Origin of the sequence: Geobacter sp. SVR (assembly GCF_016865365.1) — a bacterium.
GTDB lineage: Bacteria > Desulfobacterota > Desulfuromonadia > Geobacterales > Pseudopelobacteraceae > Pelotalea.
In genome coordinates this window covers 4621569-4639454 of sequence record NZ_AP024469.1, presented here as the reverse complement: position 1 = coordinate 4639454, position 17886 = coordinate 4621569, and the positions used below count along the sequence as shown (strand labels likewise).

Below are 17886 nucleotides of genomic sequence, written 5' to 3'. Positions count from 1 at the left end.
AGTACGTGAGACCGGCGGCTACAGCGAGAACTCCGCGTGGCCGTGGTACAGCTCGTCACGCTCCCGCGCCACGTCCGCATTTTCCAGATACTCCTCAAAGCCCATCACGCGATCGATGACTCCTCCGGAGGTAATTTCGACAATCCGGTTGGCAATGGTGGAAACGAACTCGTGGTCATGGGAGGCGAACAGGATCACCTCCGGGAAGGCGATCAGCCCGTCGTTCAGGGCGGTGATCGACTCCAGATCCAGGTGGTTGGTCGGTTCATCCAGGATCAGCGCATTGGCACCGGTGAGCATCATGCGCGCCAGCATGCAGCGGACCCGCTCGCCGCCGGAGAGGACGCCGGTCCGTTTCATGGCCTCCTCGCCGGAAAAGAGCATGCGGCCGAGGAAACCGCGGGCAAAGGTTTCCCCCTCCGTCGGCGGTGAGTACTGTCCGAGCCAGTCCACCAGGGTCAGGTCGTTCTCGAAGTACGCACTGTTCTCCTTGGGGAAGTACGTGCTGGTAATGGTCACTCCCCAACGGAAACTGCCGCTGTCCGGCTCCAGTTCACCAGCCAGAATCTGGAACAGGGTGGTCTTGGCCAGACCGTTGCCCCCCACAAAGGCGATCTTGTCACCCTTGGATACTATCAGATCGAAGTTGTTCAGCACCGGTACCCCGTCGATGGTCTTCGACAGGCCCTTGATTTCGAGGATGATGTCGCCGCAGGGGCGCTCCGGCTTGAATGCCACATGCGGATACTTGCGCGACGAGACCGGCATGTCCTCCAGGGTGAGCTTGTCGAGCAGTTTCTTACGCGAAGTGGCCTGCTTGGCCTTGGAGGCGTTGGAGCTGAAGCGCTGGATAAATGCCTTCAACTCTTCGGCCTTTTCGGTGATCTTGCGGTTCTCGTTCTGGCGCTGCTTCAGGTTCAGCTGGCTGGCATGGTACCAGAAGTCGTAGTTGCCCACATAGACCTGGATCCGGCCGAAGTCGATGTCTGCCGTATGCGTGCAGACCTGATTCAGGAAATGGCGGTCATGGGATACCACGATGACCGTGTTGGGGAAGCGATAGAGGAACTCCTCCAGCCAGGAGATCGATTTGAGGTCCAGGTTGTTGGTCGGTTCGTCTAGGAGCAGCACGTCCGGATTGCCGAACAGTGCCTGTGCCAGCAGCACCCGCACCTTGTCCCCCCCTTCCAGTTCCTTCATCTTCCTGCCGCGCAGTTCCTCGGGGATGCCGAGGCCGTTCAGAAGCACAGCCGCCTCGGACTCCGCCTCGTAACCGTTCATTTCGGCGAACTCACCCTCCAGTTCAGCCGAGCGGACGCCGTCCTCCTCGCTGAAATCGGCCTTGGCGTAAATCGCCTCGCGTTCGGCCATGATCTCGAACAGACGCTTATGCCCCATGATCACGGTGTTAAAAACCGTCTCTTCGTCAAAGGCGAAATGGTCCTGCCGTAGCACGGCAATGCGCTCCCGCGCGCCGAGGCTGATCTCTCCTTTGTCGGGTTCGATCTCGCCGGAGAGAATCTTCAGAAAGGTGGATTTGCCGGCACCGTTGGCGCCGATCAGGCCGTAGCAGTTGCCCGGAGTGAATTTGATGTTGACGTCCTTGAAGAGGACGCGCTTGCCAAAGGACAAGGTGACATTACTGGCGGAAATCATGTGTTCAAAACTCCTGTGCGACAAAATAAAAACCACAGGGATGCGGCCCCTGTGGTTCAGACAATCTCGACTATAGCACTTACGGTGACCGGGCGGCAATCCTTAATTCAACAACGGAAGCCTGACGGCATGCCTAGCAGGCTGTTGAAATTCCCAGGTTGTGAGGCTGCAGGCCGAAGTCACAAGAGGGCTGACGAGGACGGCGGCGAGATGTCCGTTTTCAATAACCTTCTAGACCCTGAACCGCCGGGTGGTGGACATCAGCTCTCCAGCGGAACCGCTGAGATTGGCAGCCGCTGTGTCGGTCTGGTGGGTGCCGCGGGATACGTCTTCGATGATGGCAGTGATGGCGTGGATGTTGTTCATCACCCCGGCTGTGGTGGCGGTCTGCTGTTCGATGGCGGTCGCCACCTGGGCGACGCTGTCGGTCAGCACTTCGATATGGGACTTGATCTCGGAGATGGCCTGATTGGAAAGCTGAACTCCGCGGGCACCATTCTCGACGCTCGCGGCGCTCTGTTCCATGGAACCGATCACGTTCTTGACATCTCCCTGCAGCGTACCAATGATCTTCTGGATCTCCCGAGTGGCCTGCGTGGTCCGCTCGGCCAGGCTCCTGACCTCGTCCGCCACCACCGCGAACCCGCGCCCCTGCTCGCCGGCCCGGGCAGCCTCAATGGCGGCGTTCAGGGCCAGCAGGTTGGTCTGGTCGGCGATATCCTCGATGGTGCCGACGATCTCCCCGATCTCGCTGGAATTGTTGCCGAGCGATTGCACGGCCAGTGTGGTATCGCTGACCAGTCGTCCGATTTCGCCCATCAGGTGTGACATATCCGCGATGGTGCGCTCACCTGCGCTGGTCGCCTGCCGGGTCTCGGAAGCCTTGTCGGCCATCAACTGGCAGTTCCTGGAGATGTCGGAGCTGACCGAGGAAAGCTCCTCAACAGCCTGTACGGCGGAACCGGTTTGCCCAACGGCTTGTTCGGCGCCGGCGGCCATGCGTTCCGAGGTCTGTTTGAGGGTGCCGGCGGCGGCGGTCAGGTCGCTGGATGTGGCCTGCATGCCGGAAATGATGGAGCGCATGGAGGTTTGTACTTCTCTGATCGAGATCAGCACGGCGCTGATCTCGTTCTTGTTCCGGACAGCGATCTCCTGGCTCAGGTCTCCTTGGGCCATGGTCTGCAACGTGGCCAGCACGCGCCTGATGGAAGATCCGATGCCCCATATGTTGATCCAGCCGAAGAAGGCGCCCAGCAGGATGAAGAGCCCCATGGTGCAGTAGCTGATCGTTGCGGACGCGGATCTCCCGAGAATGGTGGTGGCAAGGATGCACAGGCTGTAGCAGAAACAGAGCAGGCCGATTCTGGTTTTGATGGAGAGGCTGAAATAGAAGTGTTGGAGCGTCTGCATGGATGCTTTCCCTTTCTTCAGGGCATGGTATGTCTGCGACAGCTATTGTGTGCCATAGGTGGTGATTTTTCAAGCATTAATTAAAATTGCGTTTTGAGGCAGCGTTTACCCCTGCTTCATATCGAGCCGTACCGGCTGCAGGTTCCATATCTCCCGATTATAGTCCAGGATGGTGCGGTCGGTGGAGAACTTGGTGCTCAGGGCACTGTTGATGATGCTCATGCGTGTCCAGCGCTCGCGGTCCCGGTAGGCCTCGGCCACCCGGGCCTGCGCATCCACGAAGCTCCGGAAATCGGCGGCCACCATCCAGGGATCGGTGGGGCTGGTAATGGCATTGATGACCGGATCAAAGATGCCCGGCTCGAACATGTTGAAGTGACCGCTGTAAAGCAGTTGCATGACCCGGTTCAGGTCGGGATCCGCATCGATGATCGCTGCCGGATCGTACTGCGGCCGGAGTGCCTCCACCTCTTCGGCGGTCAGCCCGAACATGAAGAAATTGTCGTCGCCTACCTCCTGGCGGATTTCGATATTGGCACCGTCCAGGGTACCGATCGTCACGGCGCCGTTCATCATGAACTTCATATTGCCGGTTCCGGAAGCCTCCTTGCCGGCAGTGGATATCTGCTCGGACAGATCGGTGCCCGGGCAGACCACCTCCATGGCGGTGACCCGGTAGTTGGGGAGAAAAGCCACTTTAAGCAAGTCGCCGACCAGCGGGTCATTATTGATCACCTGGGCTACATTGTTGATCAGTTTAATGGTCAGCTTGGCCATGTAATAGCCCGGCGCGGCCTTGCCGCCGATCAGTACGCAGCGGTTGGTCCAGGTGGCGGTGTCGCCGCGCTTGATGCGGTTGTACAGATGGATCACGTGCAGCAGGTTGAGCAGTTGGCGTTTGTATTCGTGGATGCGCTTGACCTGGACATCGAACAGCCCGTTCGGGTCGAAGGTCACGCCGCACTGGGCTTCCACCATGTCGGCCATGCGCTGTTTGTTGATCAGTTTGACCGCGTGCCAGCGCTCGCGAAAGGCGGGGTCCTCGGCCAGGGGGACGAGTTGCCGGATCTGCTGTAGGTCGGAGGTCCAGCCGTCGCCGATCGCTTCGCTGATCAGCCGGCTCATGGCGGGGTTGCACCAGGCGATCCAGCGGCGGGGGGTTACGCCGTTGGTCTTGTTATTGAACTTGTGCGGCCAGAGTTCGAAGAAGTCGCGGAACAGTCCCTGGACCAGTAATTGCGAATGAAGTTCCGCCACACCGTTCACGGAAAAGGAGGCAACGATCGCCAGGTATGCCATCCGCACCTGGGGCACCGCCCCCTCCTCGATCAGCGACATCCGCCGCAGACGCTCGCTGTCGCCGGGCCAGCGGTCGGCGACCAGTTTCAGGAAGCGGGCATTGATTTCGAAGATGATGTCCAGGATGCGGGGCAGCAGATTCCGGAACAGCTGCACGGGCCATTTCTCCAGCGCCTCGGGTAGGAGCGTGTGGTTGGTGTAGGCCATGGTGCGGGTGGTGATGTCCCAGGCCTGGTCCCAGGCCATGCCCTGTTCGTCCATCAGGAGCCGCATCAACTCGGGGACTGCGCAACTAGGGTGGGTATCGTTGAGCTGAAAACAGTTCTTGTCGGCAAAGGTTCCGAAATCCCCTTTATAGAGGGCCCGCCAGCGGGCGATGATGTCCTGCAGACTGGCGGAGGCGAGGAAGTACTGCTGGCGCAGGCGCAACTCCTTGCCGTTTTCGCTGGCGTCATTGGGGTAGAGCACCATGGTGATATTTTCGGCGGCGTTCTTGGCTGCCACCGATTCGGTGTAGCTGCCGGCATTGAACTCGCCCAGGTTGAACTCGTCCGTGGCAGCTGCCTTCCAGAGCCTCAGGGTATTGACCGTACCGTTTTTATAGCCCGGTATGGGGATATCATAGGGCACTGCCAGGACATCGCTGGTATCGACCCAGCGGCCGGCCAGTTCTCCTGCGGCTGTCCGGAAGAATTCGCTCTTGCCGCCGAAGCGGATGCGCTGGGTATATTCGGGCCGTTCCACTTCCCACGGGTGCCCCTCCCTGAGCCAGTGGTCCGGCTCCTCCACCTGCCTGCCGTCAACGATGCGTTGCCGGAACATGCCGTATTCGTAGCGGATGCCATACCCCATCACCGGCAGTTGCAGCGTGGCACAGCTGTCGAGGAAACAGGCCGCCAGGCGCCCCAGGCCGCCGTTGCCCAGCCCGGCATCGATCTCAGCCTCCACCAGATCTTCCAGCTGAAGTCCCAGATCGAGCAGGGCCTGGGAGACATGGTCGGTGATGCCGAGGTTGAGCATGGCATTGCCGAGGGCACGTCCCATCAGGAACTCCAGCGACAGATAATAGGTCTGCTTGCAGTCGGAATCGAGGTAGGCGTAGCGGGTCTGTTTCCAGCGCTCCATCAGGCGGTCGCGGACGGTCAGGGCCAGTGCCTTGTAGGCGTAGTGCAGCGAGCGGCAATATTTGTCGCGCCCGAGGTTGTGGGTATAGTAATGGCGGAATTCACTGGTCAGGCTGGCAATGTCGTTCGGGAGCGGCGGGAGTTCGGTCAGACCGGGGCTGTATATCATATGCTTCTTCTTGAGTGACATAAGTATGTCCCTTTCTGATGTCCGCTGGTCCGGGAGAAATTCTCAGGCAGGATCTTCCCACTCGCCCGTTTCCCAGCGTTGGATGGCCACGCTGGCCCTGAAGCCGAGCAGGCCCGGTTCTGCCGCTACCCGGTGCAGTGCGGCCAGACAGCGCGGCGGGTCGAGCCTGATGGCATATACCGCAGCCATGCCGGCCACTGCCGGCGAATCGGCATCGGTCAGCGCCAGCAGCCCGTCACGCCCGGCTTGCCCCTCGCGCAGCAGGGCTGCGTGCAGTCCGGCAATTACGCGGGCATGGGCATTGGCGTGCCCGGCATCCATTTCCTCGAGCGCCTCGTGATGCGCTCTGGCTGCGGTGGCGAAACGCAGCAGCAGGAGTTCGAGCCTGCTGTGGGGGGGCGGTGTGGGCATGGTTTTCAAAGTATCATAAAACCGTTTTCGAACCAAGCGAACAGCACAGAGCAGGATGATAGGACAACAGCCGGAAAACAGGTGTGACACGCATCACGGAATATAGTAGGGGACCGGACGGATATTTGCCGGGTTTTGGCATCAGAGGGAGGCTACCGTCACCAGCCAGACGGCCGGGACCATGCCGTAATTCCAGGCCAGGCAGAGCCGCCGGTAGCCGGAAAACAGCAGCGCCCGATCGCTGCACTGCAGGATGATGGGGGCCGGCAGGGTCAGGTGCCCCTCCTGCTGCAGGGCGGTTTCCATCCGGGTGTACGGCAGTCGGTAGCCGCGTTTGGAGCGGGCCAGAAATCGCGAGTAATCCTCATAGCGGTGGTAGCTGAGTTCCACCGTTACACCGCCGAGATGGCCGTCGCGGGGGTAAGGTTCCAGCCGGCCGTTCTCGAAGACGCACACAAGGTTGTCCCAGGCGATGCCGTTACGACGGTAGAAATCCTGCTTGGCCGGATGGTGGAAAAATTCCCAGTGTTCCCCCTCCAGTTCGGGTCTGACCCAGGTGATACAGAGACGGGAGGTCGATTTCACCGTTTTGCGCTCCTCGGATGGCATGGGGTATGCCGGATGTGATAGGAAACAGGCTCGCACCCTCGAAAGGGGCGGGACTGCTGCCTGAGGTGAGGCGTCACTCCAGCGAGGAGCGCAGTTTCTTGCGTTGGGAGACGATCTTTTTCTCGGTCAGACGCTTTTCCCGCGCTTTTTTCGGCACCTTGGTGGCAATGCGCTTCCTGACGATGCGTTCACGTTTTTCCAGCGCAGCCTGAAGGCGGATCATGGCCATCTCGCGATTCTGCAGTTGCGACCGGCTCTCCGAGGCTTGGGCCACAATGCCGGTGGGCAGATGGCGGATACGTACGGCCGAGTCGGTGGTGTTGCGGTGCTGGCCCCCGGGCCCGGAACCGCGATAGAACTCGATCCTGATATCGGCTTCCCTGATCTCGACTGTCATCGCCCATGATCCTCGTCTGGCGCCGTAAGTTCGGCCGCCATGCTTACCGTTTTCCCCTGATCAGGCGGGTCAGCAGACTGTCCAGCGAAGAGGCGAAACGCTGCCGGTCGGTGTGCCCGAACTGGGCGGGGCCTCCCTGGATCATGCCTGTCTCGCGCAGTTCCTGCAGCAGATCACGCATTGACAGCCGCTCGCCCACATTCTCCTCGGTATAGAGTTCGCCGCGCGGGTCAAGCCCGGTTGCGCCCTTGGCGACGATCCGGGCCGCCAAGGGGATGTCGGCCGTGATGACCACGTCCTGATCCGTGGCATGCTGGGCAATGAAGTCATCGGCCGCGTCAAAGCCGTCAGCCACCACTACTGAAGTTATCAGCCGGGAGTGGTGCTTGGCAAGTGAGGTATTGGCCACCAGGCAGACCGGCAGCTCAAGCCGCTCCGAGGCCCGGAATACGATCTCCTTGATTACCCGCGGACAGGCATCGGCATCGATCCAGATCTTCATGACGCCTTCACACACAATACGTACTTGAGATAGCGCCCTTCCGGAAAGGTGACCGGATAGGGAAAATCCTCCGGCTGGCCGGACAGGGAAATTACCTGCAGATCGCTGCCCGCCTGCAGGGCGCCGCGCCGCAACTCCTTGAGATAGTCGGCCAGATCCAGTTTCTGGTGGTTGGAGGAGGCGATCAGGAGTCCCCCGGGAGGCAGGAGCGGCAGGATGGCCGCCACCAGGTCCGATGTGCCGCCGCGGGTGGTGAAGCGGCTTTTGGCGGTGGTGGAGAAGGAGGGTGGGTCCATCAGGGCCACGTCGAACTGTCGCCCCTGCTGGCCGAGACCGGTCAGTACCTGCAGGCAGTCGCCGACGATGAATTCGTGCCGTTTCGGATTCAAGCGGTTGACGCCGAAGTTGGCCCGGGCCCAATCGGTGTAAGGGCTGGAGATGTCGACGCCGGTGACTCGCTCGGCCTGGGCCGCGGCGGCCGCGACGGAGAAGGCCCCGGTATAGGCGAACAGATTCAGCACCCGTTTGCCTGACACGCGCGTCATCAGATCGCGCCGGTTTTTGCGCTGGTCCAGGAACAGGCCGGTGTCCAGGCCATGTTCCAGGCTGACCAGGAAGGTCAGTCCGTTTTCGCGCACTTCCAGCAGCCGCGGCGCGGCGGAGCCTGCCAGCAGACGGCCGTAGTGTTTGTCGGCACAGGTCTCCAACTCGCGGGTGTTCCGGGGGCGGCTCTTTTCGTAAATACCGGCTGGTCGGAGCAACTCCTGCAGCGCCTGGACGACCAGTTTCAGGTGAGGTTGCCAGCCGGTGCAGTAGAGCTGCACCATCAGGTAATCGCCGTAGCGGTCGACCGTCAGGCCGGGCAGACCATCCCCTTCGGCGTTCACCAGGCGATACGCCGTGGTGTCGCCCAGGTCGGTATGCTCGTGACGCAGGCTGATGGCGGTCTGCAAGCGCTGCTTCAGCCAGGCTGTTCCCAGCGTGATTCGTTCCCGCGACAGCACCCGGGCCACGACCCGTTCCGACGGATCCAGCAGGGCAGTGGCCACGAAAACCCCGCGGCTGTCCGTCAGATCGACCACTTGGCCAGGCCGGCCGGCGGGCCAGCGCTTGGTGTGGCTATCGGCGATGATCCAGGGATGCCCCAGTTCCAGCATCCGTATCGTTTCGGGTCCGATGACCCGGTGTCCCGGCGGCATCTTGATATACACCTCTTTGGAAGGTTGTTGAACAACGGGCATCTCGCCGTTCTCCGCGAAAGCCCTTTGTGCGGGAGCGACGATCTGCCCATTTTTGAACAACCTTGGAAGTTCAACAGACTGTTAATCTTTGCTCGCATATGCGTCCTGTGCCGAGCCCGTCACTGATCGGTGATCGCAGCAGGAGTATCGAGCCTATCAGAGATGGAAGGTTAGGACAAGAGACAACCGGGACAAGAACGGCAGGGTGCGGCCCGTCGGGGTGCTCCTGGTAGTGCCCGGACGGACGGCTTGCGCCGGGGTGAAGGCATGCTATGGTTGATGCAGGATTCCATGCCTGATTCGAAAGGAGACACGCATGTACGGAGTCGACCGGATTTACAAGAAAGTTGAGATAATCGGGGTTTCCGGCAAAGGGGTCGAGGCTGCCATACAGGCGGCCGTGTCCAAGGCGCAGTCTACTCTGGAAGGGCTGTCATGGTTCGAGGTCGAAAGTGTCCGGGGGCATATCGGAGCTGATGGCTCCATTGCGGAATACCAGGTCGTGATCAAGGTGGCCTTCGAGGTCAAAGGCTGACAAATGGCCGGGGACATGGCCGCAGTCGGTCTTCGGTAGAGGACCGGTGCGGTCATACCCCGGGGCTCTGAGAGCTCTGAAACTACTGCCCCTGTGCTATACGACCGGGAGCGGTTCAGGAGCGCACAGGTTCTTCGAATCGTTAGCCTTGGCGCCGCAGATGGTGCATTCCACGGTTGGATTGTCGGACAGACTGGCGATGCATTCCTTGTTGTCTTCTGCCTTGAGAGTGCACATGTGCTTTTTGTGGGCTTCCAGATCGCACGCCATGATTTCCTCCCTCTGGATCCGATTTGATGATGCCGGGGTTCCTTTAAAGGATAGCAACCACTTGCTTTTGCGCAAGCCGGAGGCAGTGGATGCGGCGGTTGCGGAGGGACGGCGCCGGGATATACTGGAAATATCGCGGCCCGCAGAGGCGGAGCTGCCCTTTCCCGGGAGCGGAGGTGCATCATGAAGCGGACAACGGTCGTGCTATACCTGATCCTGTGTGGCGTTACAACGGCCGTTGGTGCAACCTACCAGTGGACCGACGACAAAGGGGTGATCAACTACACCGACGACCTCAATTCGGTACCCAGCAAATATCGCAGCACAGTGAAAAAGCGGGATGACATCACCACCCGCGATCCAAAGGTTCGCCAGGAGCTGCTGGAGCAGGAGCGCAGAGCGCGGCAGGATGAACTGAATTCGCCCCGCATCCAGCCATCTCCGAATGTGGCACCCCCCACTCCGACGCCCCCACAGTTCGAACGTCCGGCCCCTGTTCCGGGTGAGACGCCTCCCGGCCGTTCCAAGAGCGAGCGGATCAGGGAGAACATCGAGCGCCGTCAGATCGAGTGAATGTCTGCCGGAGAGAGGGCCGGGATGCGGAGACGTGCGATGAGAAGAAAGGGTTTCGCACTGTTCCCGCGCTTCTGCAACAGCCAGTGATTGTTCAGGGATGAAAACTCGCAAGTGACGAAAGGAGTCAACCCATGCGCATGCTGATGACGGTCGAACTTCCAACGGCACACTTCAATGTGGCAGTCAAGGACGGCACCGCCGGCAGGAAACTTGAGCGTATCCTGGAACAGCTCAGGCCGGAAGCGGTATATTTTACCGAACAGGACGGGCGGCGGAGCGCGATCATGATTGTCAATCTGGAAAATCCTGCCCAGATACCGGCCCTGGCGGAACCGTGGTTCTTGACGTTCAATGCGGAAGTGAGATTCAGTATCGCAATGACGCCCGACGAGCTGCGCCGGTCCGAGCTTGATGCCCTGGGAAGGGAGTGGTCTTGATTCCGGGTATCAGAGGCTTGGTCTATGGGTATTACTGTAAATCAGACGGCCCTGAAACTGCCACGCGGTTGCGCCCCGAGTTCTTGGCCTGATACAGGGCGGCATCGGCGCGGGAGATGAGCGCTCCGATGGTCTCCCCCTTTATGCGCTGGGCAACGCCGGCACTGACCGTGACCGTGATCGACGGCAATGCCGGAAAACTGAAGTGCGTTTCCATCAGAATCCGCCGCAGGCGTTCGGCCAGTTCCTGCGCGACCTGCAGCGGGGTTTCCGGCGCTACCACCAGAAACTCTTCTCCGCCGTAGCGGCAAATGTAGTCATATTCCCGCAGGTGCTCCCTCAGGATGCGGGCCGTTTCCTTGAGGAGCAGGTCGCCGGTCTGGTGGCCGTAGGTGTCGTTGACGACCTTGAAATGATCGATGTCCAGCATGATCACTGAAAACGGTTTGTCGATGCGGTCCACCCGGCACATCTCGATGTGGAGCCGTTTGAAGATCTCGCGCCGGTTGAGCAGGCCGGTCAGGAAATCATGGCTGGCGATGCGGGTCAGTTCCAGGGCGGCCATTTTGATTCTGAGGCATAACAGTGCAGTCACCCAGATGATAAAGAGTGACAAGCTGCGGTTGAAATATACCTTCCACATGGTTTCCACGGGAGGCTTGTACAAAAAGGCGGCTACGACCAGTACCGAGGAAATGATGGCCACCACCAGGACGAAGCGGGTGCGCTGAGACCAGAAGGCGAAGAGAACTGCCACGATATACAGGGAGCCGAAGGAAACGCCGGACGGCAATTTCAGATCGACATAGAAAACAAGCCCCATCAGCAGCAGGCAGCCGAGATTGTTGCCGAGGTCTTTCAGACTTCTCATCTTTTCTACCAGCGCTGCAAGCTTCGCGATTATCACGGATTACCCCGGTCTCAAAGGCTCATATCCGGCCTCTGCCATTCCTCCCGAAAAGGGAGGGTACAACATTCCCTGTGATGGCACCCTCGATGGCAAACTACCGTTATTCTACCATAGGGGTGCAACCGCTGCCAGTGCAGCGCCGGCGCGGGGTTCCGGCGCGCTTTGCGGTGTATGAAGGCAGGGAGGTGCCGGTGACCCCCATATTCCATCCGTTCCTGATCAACCCCCCCTTCGAGGATCCCGGGCTGTTTGTGGATTTCCTGTTCAGCCGAAGGGCGATCCTGTTCGACCTGGGCCGGCTTGAGCGTCTTCCGGCGCGCAAGCTGCTCCGCATCAGCCATGTCTTTGTCTCCCATACCCACATCGACCATTTCATCGGCTTTGACCATCTCGTCCGGCTCTGTCTCGGGCGGGACATCCGGCTCCATCTGTACGGGCCTCCCGGATTTGCGAGCCAGGTCGGACATCGTCTGGCCGCCTACACCTGGAACCTGGTCTCCAGCTACGGGACCGACTTCACCCTGGTCGTAACTGAGATCGCCTCCGACGGCAGCGGTTGCACCTGCGAATATCATTGTCTGCGCCGCTTTCAGCCGGAAGGGATCGAAGACTGCCGCTTCGACGACGGTGTCGTACACAGCGAGGAGAACCTCCTGGTCCGGGCCGCGCCCCTGGACCACCAGATCACCAGCCTGGCCTACTGCCTGGAAGAAAAGCGGCATGTCAACATCATGAAAAACCGGCTGGAAGCGCTGGGGCTGGCGGTCGGACCGTGGCTCAAGGAGCTCAAGTCGGCAATTCAGCGCGGCGAGCCGGATGAGACCCCCATTGCCGCGCTGACAGCAGGCGGACAGGAGAGGGTAACGGTCATACCCCTGGGCGAAGTGCGGGAACAGGCGGTCAGGGTAGCGGCCGGGCAGAAGATCTGCTATGTCACCGACGCCGGTTTCACTCCCGACAATGCGGCCAGGATCGTGGCCCTGGCCAGGGGGGCTGACTACCTCTTCATCGAAACCCCTTTCCTGCATCGGGATGTGGTGCGGGCTGCCGAGCGGCACCACCTGACCGCGCGGCAGGCCGGCGAACTGGGCCGTGCGGCCGGTGTCGCCAGGATGATACCGTTTCACTTTTCACCCCGCTACATGGGACAGGAGCATGAACTGCGGCAGGAGCTGGAGCAGGCCTGGCTGGGAAGGTAGAATTGCGGAGAGCCCCATGGCTCTCAATCGTCTGGATCGCCGTAGGCATCGGGATCATGGCTGCTTTCCGTATGGAATTAGCCGAGGACAGGTGGTAGGATGAAAGACGTATTTGGGTTGGGCGGTTGGGCTGGGATCGGCCGCATTCCCCAAGGATTGTCAGGAAAACCGCATGATAAAGTACTTGATCATTCTGATTGTTGCCCTGAGCTGCGCGCGTCCATTCACGGCCGAAGGCGCCGCAGGCTATGGCACTGCCCGCAGTGCCGCACCGGTGCTGAATACGCCGGAGATCGATGCCGTGTTCGGCAGCCGGGACGGCAGGAGCCTGCAGACCGACCGTTGCGGCCAGGTGCGTGCGCTGGAATTCATTGCCCTGCCCGGTACCCCTTTCAGACTGTTGGCAGAGGTGAAGCGGGGAGAAAACAGGGTATACCGTGTCGAAACCGACGATTACCCCGTGCCTGCGGGCACGGCGCTGTATGTGGACAGCCGCCTGATCGAGCGGTCGAGTACCCCACCCCCGCCGCGGCCCCGTCATTTGCCGGCACGGGAGGAGATCATCGTGACCATGAAGACGGCCCTCGGCAGCCCCTATGTCTGGGGTGGCAACCTGCCCCAGGGGGTGCCCGGGATGCTGGGGCTGTACTACCGCGGACAATTCCCGGAGCAGGAGCGGGAGCGTCTGGCCTTGGCCGGACTCGATTGTTCGGGATTGTTGTATTGGGCTACCAATGGCTGGACCCCCCGCAATACCTCCGACCTGGTCGCATTCGGCCGAGGTGTGGCCGTTGCGGGCAGGGGGGCGGCGGAACTGGCGGCCATGCTGCAGCCGCTGGACCTGATCGTATGGAACGGACATGTGGTGATCGTGCTGGACAGCGAGACCGTCATCGAGAGCAGGCTGGAATGCGGCCGGCCCGGCAACGGCGGTGTGGTGGCGACGCCGCTCAAACAGCGGATTCAGGAGATCATGCGCAACCGTCGGCCTGCCGATGCCTGGCCGGAGGGGAAACAGCGGGGAATGTTCGTGGTACGGCGCTGGTTCGGGAATAGCTGACGGCGGGATATTTATTGCCGGTACTCGGGATGGACAGCATGACCATCCGGGTTGTCAGCGTTTCCTGCTCTTCTCCGGCACCGGCAGTTTCAGAAGCCGCAGTACCTGGGCCATGTCGTCCCAGACCTCCCAGAAGGCATCCAGGCTGCCCTCCTTCTGACGGCGCATGAGAAACGAAGGGTGGTAGGTCGGCATCAGCGGAATACCATGATAATCGCGAAACCGCCCGCGTATCCGCGAGATCGGTTCTTTCGTCTCCAGCAGTGTCTGGGCGGCGAACTTGCCCAGTGCCACGACCGCCTCCGGCCGGATCGACTGCAACTGCCGCAGCAGGAACGGCGAGCAAGCCGCGATCTCATCCGGCAGCGGGTCGCGGTTGCCGGGTGGGCGGCACTTGACCACATTGCAGATGTAGACCTCTTCCCGTTTCAATCCCATGGCAGAAATGATGCGGTTGAGCACCTGCCCCGCCTCCCCCACGAAGGGCTGCCCCTGAAGATCCTCGTCAGCTCCCGGGCCCTCCCCGACAAAAACCAGCCGCGCCTGTGGGTTGCCCATGCCGAAAACGAGATTCTTCCTGGTCTGCCCCAGACCGCAGCGCAGGCAGTTCCCCAGATCCTTGCCAACAGTTTCCAGGGTTTCCCGCTCAACGATTGCAGCAGCACTCGTCTCCGGCTCCGGCCCGGGTTCGGGCCTGACTGCCGTCTGTGTGGCCGCCGGCGATGGGGCAATGGCGATCTCTCCGGCCAGGCCGGCAGGGATGCCGTCCAGGCCGCTCTCCTGCAGTGACTGCAGGTAGGCTTCGAGGGATGCGGCGATCATCAGTTGCGAGGTGGCGGGTTGCCTCACGAAACAGGCTCCTGTTGTGTCGTTGCGTGAACTGGAGTACAGTGAAACATGAAGTCTAGCAGCAAGTTCCCGTCACTGTCAAAAAAAGAGTGGACCACGATGATCATCATCCTTGCCGTTCTGGCAGCGCTGGTCATACCTCAGCAGGTCTTGGCCTGGGGAGGGGGCATGCACCTCCAGATCGGGTTGAACGTGCTCGGCAATCTGGCGGCACTGCCTGCCGGTGTCAGCGCGGTGCTGGCCGCCCACCCATTGGATTACCTGTACGGCTGCATTGCGGCCGATATAATCCTGGGAAAAAAATACACCCACTATCTACTCCATTGCCATCGCTGGGGCATTGGCCGAAAAGTGCTGCAAACGGCCCACAGTGACGGAGAGCGCGCCTGTGCCTATGGCTATCTCTCCCATCTGGCGGCCGATGCCATTGCGCATAACTACTATGTGCCCTACAAGATCATGCGTTCCTTTGCCACGATCACGATGAAGCACACCTACTGGGAAATGCGCTTCGAAACCTTCATCGGCAGGGAGGTCTGGGAACGGGCCCGGGAGGTCTGCACCACCGACCAGCGTGCCAACGACGCCCTGTTGCGCAGCGTGGTGGCCCCGACCCTGTTCTCCTTCGGTACCAACAAGCGCATCTTCAACTCGATCATGCTGCTTTCCCGGCTGGACAAATGGCAGCGCGTCATGCAGACCCTGTCGGACAATTCCCGCTATGAGCTGGCTGAAGAGGACCGGGACGAATTTTTCGAGCTGACCCAGGAGGCCGTGTTCGATTTTCTCTGCCATCAGGATGAGTCGCGTTTGCAAAAGGCCGACCCGACCGGCGAGCGGGCCTTGGCCGTGGCCGCCGCAGTGCGCCGGAACATGCGCCTGCTGTACAAGAGCGGCAGGATGACCAAGGCAGAGGGGCTGGAGCAGGTGGAGGTGCTGCGGGTGAAACTGCGGCAGGCACTGTTCAAGCCGGAACTGCTGGGGGAATTGTTGAACGGGTGAGGAACACCGGGGCGGTCCCTGTCAGGCAGAAGGGCCTCACAAAGGGCTGATTATGGCAGGTGTGCCGCCATCTGATTCAGGATCACCCCTGCCAGTTCGTCCTTCGACATCAGCGGGCACTCCATCTCACGGCCATCCCGGAACAGCAGCAATGCCCGGTTGGTTTCCACGTTGAAGCCGGCGTCCGCCTGGCTGACGTCATTGGCCACGATCAGATCGGCCTGCTTCTCGCGCAGCTTCTTTGCGGCGAACTCCTTCAGATTGCCGGTTTCGGCAGCGAATCCCACCAGAAACGGCCGTTTTTTCAGCGCGCCCAGTTCAGCCAGGATATCCGGGTTTTTGACCAGATCGAGCGAGAGTGTCTCGGCTTTCTTTTTGATTTTTACATCACGGCGCTCTGCCGGGCGGTAATCGGCCACCGCTGCGGCCTTGATGATGGCCGTGCATTCCGGAACCCGCGCCAGGACCGCCTCGCGCATCTCCCGGGCGCTCTCGACCGGTACCAGTTCGACGCCGGCCGGCGCGGCAAGCCGGACCGGGCCGCTGACCAGGATCACCCGCGCCCCACGGCGGCTGGCCGTCCGTGCCAGGGCATATCCCATCTTGCCGGAGGAGTGGTTGCTGACGTAGCGTACCGGGTCGATCTCCTCCCGGGTCGGGCCGGCCGTCACCAGAATGGTCTGCCCTTTCAAATCCTGCGGCGTGAGCGCCGCCACCACCGCTTCGAAGATCGTTTCCGGAGCCGCCAGCTTGCCGTCTCCCTCCCAACCGCAGGCCAGGAGTCCCTTTTCAGGGGCCACAAAGGCATAGCCGAGAGCGCGCAGCTTTGCCTCGTTCTCCTTATAGACGGGGTTGGTGTACATGTTGACGTTCATGGCCGGGGAGATCAGCACCGGCGCCTTGGTGGCCATCACCGTAGTGGTCAGCATGTCGTCGGCAATGCCGTTGGCTATCTTGCCGACAAAGTTGGCGGTAGCCGGGGCAATGACAAAGAGATCGGCGCGATCCGCCAGCGAGATGTGGCCGATCTCCTGTTCGGAGATCAGATTGAACAGTTCGGTATGCACCGGATTGCAGGAGAGGGTCTGAAAGGTGAGCGGGGTGACGAATTCCTGGGCAGCGCGGGTCATGATGACGTGCACCTCGGCGTCTGCCTTTGTCAGGAGCCGCAGCAGTTCCACCGCCTTGTAGGCGGCGATGCCGCCGGTGACCCCCAGGATGATCCGCTTGTCTCGTAGCATGCTGCCGCTCTCCTTGCCCGATTACCGTGCCGATGCCGCCGGTATGATGTTTTGTTAGAAATAGGGGTTGTGCTGCTTTTCGTGTCCGATGGTGGTGGCGGGGCCGTGTCCGGGATAGGCGTCGACATCGTCCGGCAGAGTGAAAAGCTTGCTGCGGATCGATTCCAGCAGCATGGCATGGGAACCGCCGGGCAGGTCGGTGCGGCCGATGGAATCGGCGAAGAGCGTATCCCCGGTGATGACCTTTTTCTGGTCCGCCAAGTAAAGGCAGCAGCCCCCCTGGGTATGTCCGGGGGTGTGCAGCACCGTCAGACGGCAATTACCGAAGGCAAGCTGCAGGCCATCCTCCAGCAGCGCGTCCGGTTTGGGCGAGTTTTCTCCTGACATGCCATAGGCGCGGGCAACATCGGCGGCACGGTCAAGCATCGGGGCATCGGCGCCATGAATCAGCAGGCGGGCGCCGAAGTGATCCAGGAGCGCACGATTGGCACCGACATGGTCGAAGTGGCCGTGGGTGTTGATGATCTGGCCGATGCGCAGGCCATGTTTGTTCACTGCGGCGATGATTCGGTCGGCATCGCCTCCGGCATCCACGATCAACCCTTCACCGGTCTCTTCGCATCCCAGGAGGTAACAGTTGACAGCCAAGGGGCCCACAACAACTATTTCAAATATCATCGACAATCACTCCCTTGAAAACAATTACAACAGGCTCTGTTGACAGAAGGTTTTGGCTGGTATACATTTTTCTGCAAATTCGCAAAGAGGGGAACACATGAAAAAGCCATGGGTCGATCAGGAAAGCTGCATCAGCTGCGGTCTCTGTATTGCGACCTGTCCCGGTGTTTTTCGCTTCAACGATGCAGGAAAATCCGAGTGCCATGATCCCGCCGGGGCTCCGGAACAGGATATTCAGGCCGCCATCGACGGCTGTCCCGTGCAGTGTATCATCTGGGAAAACGACTGAA

General features: G+C 60.7%; 20 protein-coding genes. 7 read left to right on the top strand and 13 right to left on the bottom strand.

Going from position 1 to position 17886, the window contains the following annotated elements; all coding sequences use genetic code 11:
- Positions 1 to 18: 18 nt before the first annotated feature.
- The 8 genes from GSVR_RS21550 to GSVR_RS21515 form a co-directional block, all read right to left on the bottom strand.
- The gene (locus tag GSVR_RS21550) at positions 19 to 1656 is read right to left on the bottom strand and encodes an ABC-F family ATP-binding cassette domain-containing protein (protein ID WP_173197752.1); all 1638 of its coding nucleotides are present in this window, start codon (positions 1654 to 1656) and stop codon (positions 19 to 21) included.
- A gap of 231 nt (positions 1657 to 1887) precedes the next feature.
- Positions 1888 to 3066 (bottom strand): methyl-accepting chemotaxis protein, encoded by a 1179-nt coding sequence (locus GSVR_RS21545; RefSeq protein ID WP_173197743.1) that lies wholly within the window; start codon positions 3064 to 3066, stop codon positions 1888 to 1890.
- A 105-nt stretch (positions 3067 to 3171) separates the two neighbouring features.
- Positions 3172 to 5679, bottom strand: coding sequence for a glycogen/starch/alpha-glucan phosphorylase (locus GSVR_RS21540; RefSeq protein WP_173197741.1), 2508 nt, complete (start codon positions 5677 to 5679; stop codon positions 3172 to 3174).
- Positions 5680 to 5721: 42 nt separating this feature from the next.
- Positions 5722 to 6090: a hypothetical protein gene (locus GSVR_RS21535; RefSeq protein ID WP_173197739.1), complete on the bottom strand. Its 369-nt coding sequence runs from the start codon at positions 6088 to 6090 to the stop codon at positions 5722 to 5724.
- 141 nt (positions 6091 to 6231) lie between these two features.
- Positions 6232 to 6675, bottom strand: coding sequence for a hypothetical protein (locus tag GSVR_RS21530; protein WP_173197737.1), 444 nt, complete (start codon positions 6673 to 6675; stop codon positions 6232 to 6234).
- Positions 6676 to 6772: 97 nt separating this feature from the next.
- Entirely contained in the window at positions 6773 to 7096 is a 324-nt protein-coding gene (locus GSVR_RS21525) for a peptide chain release factor-like protein (protein ID WP_173197735.1), read from the bottom strand.
- A 43-nt stretch (positions 7097 to 7139) separates the two neighbouring features.
- Entirely contained in the window at positions 7140 to 7598 is a 459-nt protein-coding gene (locus tag GSVR_RS21520) for a YaiI/YqxD family protein (RefSeq protein ID WP_173197733.1), read from the bottom strand.
- The gene (locus tag GSVR_RS21515) at positions 7595 to 8797 is read right to left on the bottom strand and encodes a class I SAM-dependent rRNA methyltransferase (RefSeq protein ID WP_173198077.1); all 1203 of its coding nucleotides are present in this window, start codon (positions 8795 to 8797) and stop codon (positions 7595 to 7597) included. Before GSVR_RS21515 ends, GSVR_RS21520 begins: the two co-directional genes overlap by 4 nt.
- Before the next feature lie 358 nt (positions 8798 to 9155).
- Between GSVR_RS21515 and GSVR_RS21510 the strand changes: the two genes are divergently transcribed.
- Positions 9156 to 9374 (top strand): dodecin, encoded by a 219-nt coding sequence (locus tag GSVR_RS21510; RefSeq protein WP_173197731.1) that lies wholly within the window; start codon positions 9156 to 9158, stop codon positions 9372 to 9374.
- A 96-nt stretch (positions 9375 to 9470) separates the two neighbouring features.
- On the opposite strand, the gene GSVR_RS21505 is transcribed toward GSVR_RS21510, so the two are convergent.
- Complete coding sequence (locus GSVR_RS21505) at positions 9471 to 9644, bottom strand: hypothetical protein (RefSeq protein ID WP_173197729.1); 174 nt, start codon at positions 9642 to 9644, stop codon at positions 9471 to 9473.
- A gap of 183 nt (positions 9645 to 9827) precedes the next feature.
- Between GSVR_RS21505 and GSVR_RS21500 the strand changes: the two genes are divergently transcribed.
- A complete protein-coding gene (locus tag GSVR_RS21500) occupies positions 9828 to 10217 on the top strand; it encodes a DUF4124 domain-containing protein (protein ID WP_173197727.1) in 390 nt (129 codons plus the stop codon).
- Positions 10218 to 10351: 134 nt separating this feature from the next.
- Positions 10352 to 10657, top strand: a complete 306-nt coding sequence (locus GSVR_RS21495; RefSeq protein WP_173197725.1) for a panthothenate synthetase — start codon at positions 10352 to 10354, stop codon at positions 10655 to 10657.
- 31 nt (positions 10658 to 10688) lie between these two features.
- Here GSVR_RS21495 and GSVR_RS21490 read toward each other — a convergent pair whose 3' ends face one another.
- Entirely contained in the window at positions 10689 to 11564 is an 876-nt protein-coding gene (locus tag GSVR_RS21490) for a GGDEF domain-containing protein (protein ID WP_173197723.1), read from the bottom strand.
- A 194-nt stretch (positions 11565 to 11758) separates the two neighbouring features.
- Here GSVR_RS21490 and GSVR_RS21485 point away from each other — a divergent pair, with 194 nt between their 5' ends.
- Together GSVR_RS21485 and GSVR_RS21480 are read left to right on the top strand one after the other, a co-directional pair.
- The gene (locus GSVR_RS21485) at positions 11759 to 12766 is read left to right on the top strand and encodes an MBL fold metallo-hydrolase (RefSeq protein WP_173198075.1); all 1008 of its coding nucleotides are present in this window, start codon (positions 11759 to 11761) and stop codon (positions 12764 to 12766) included.
- Positions 12767 to 12938: 172 nt separating this feature from the next.
- Entirely contained in the window at positions 12939 to 13826 is an 888-nt protein-coding gene (locus tag GSVR_RS21480; RefSeq protein ID WP_173197721.1) for an NlpC/P60 family protein, read from the top strand.
- Positions 13827 to 13880: 54 nt separating this feature from the next.
- On the opposite strand, the gene GSVR_RS21475 is transcribed toward GSVR_RS21480, so the two are convergent.
- The gene (locus GSVR_RS21475; protein ID WP_173198073.1) at positions 13881 to 14648 is read right to left on the bottom strand and encodes a uracil-DNA glycosylase; all 768 of its coding nucleotides are present in this window, start codon (positions 14646 to 14648) and stop codon (positions 13881 to 13883) included.
- Positions 14649 to 14723: 75 nt separating this feature from the next.
- Between GSVR_RS21475 and GSVR_RS21470 the strand changes: the two genes are divergently transcribed.
- A complete protein-coding gene (locus tag GSVR_RS21470; RefSeq protein WP_308936460.1) occupies positions 14724 to 15677 on the top strand; it encodes a zinc dependent phospholipase C family protein in 954 nt (317 codons plus the stop codon).
- A gap of 50 nt (positions 15678 to 15727) precedes the next feature.
- Here GSVR_RS21470 and coaBC read toward each other — a convergent pair whose 3' ends face one another.
- Both coaBC and GSVR_RS21460 read right to left on the bottom strand, forming a co-directional pair.
- Entirely contained in the window at positions 15728 to 16918 is a 1191-nt protein-coding gene (gene coaBC / locus GSVR_RS21465; RefSeq protein ID WP_173197719.1) for a bifunctional phosphopantothenoylcysteine decarboxylase/phosphopantothenate--cysteine ligase CoaBC, read from the bottom strand.
- A gap of 54 nt (positions 16919 to 16972) precedes the next feature.
- The gene (locus tag GSVR_RS21460) at positions 16973 to 17596 is read right to left on the bottom strand and encodes an MBL fold metallo-hydrolase (protein WP_173197716.1); all 624 of its coding nucleotides are present in this window, start codon (positions 17594 to 17596) and stop codon (positions 16973 to 16975) included.
- 97 nt (positions 17597 to 17693) lie between these two features.
- Here GSVR_RS21460 and GSVR_RS21455 point away from each other — a divergent pair, with 97 nt between their 5' ends.
- Entirely contained in the window at positions 17694 to 17885 is a 192-nt protein-coding gene (locus GSVR_RS21455) for a ferredoxin (protein ID WP_173197715.1), read from the top strand.
- Position 17886: the final 1 nt, after the last annotated feature.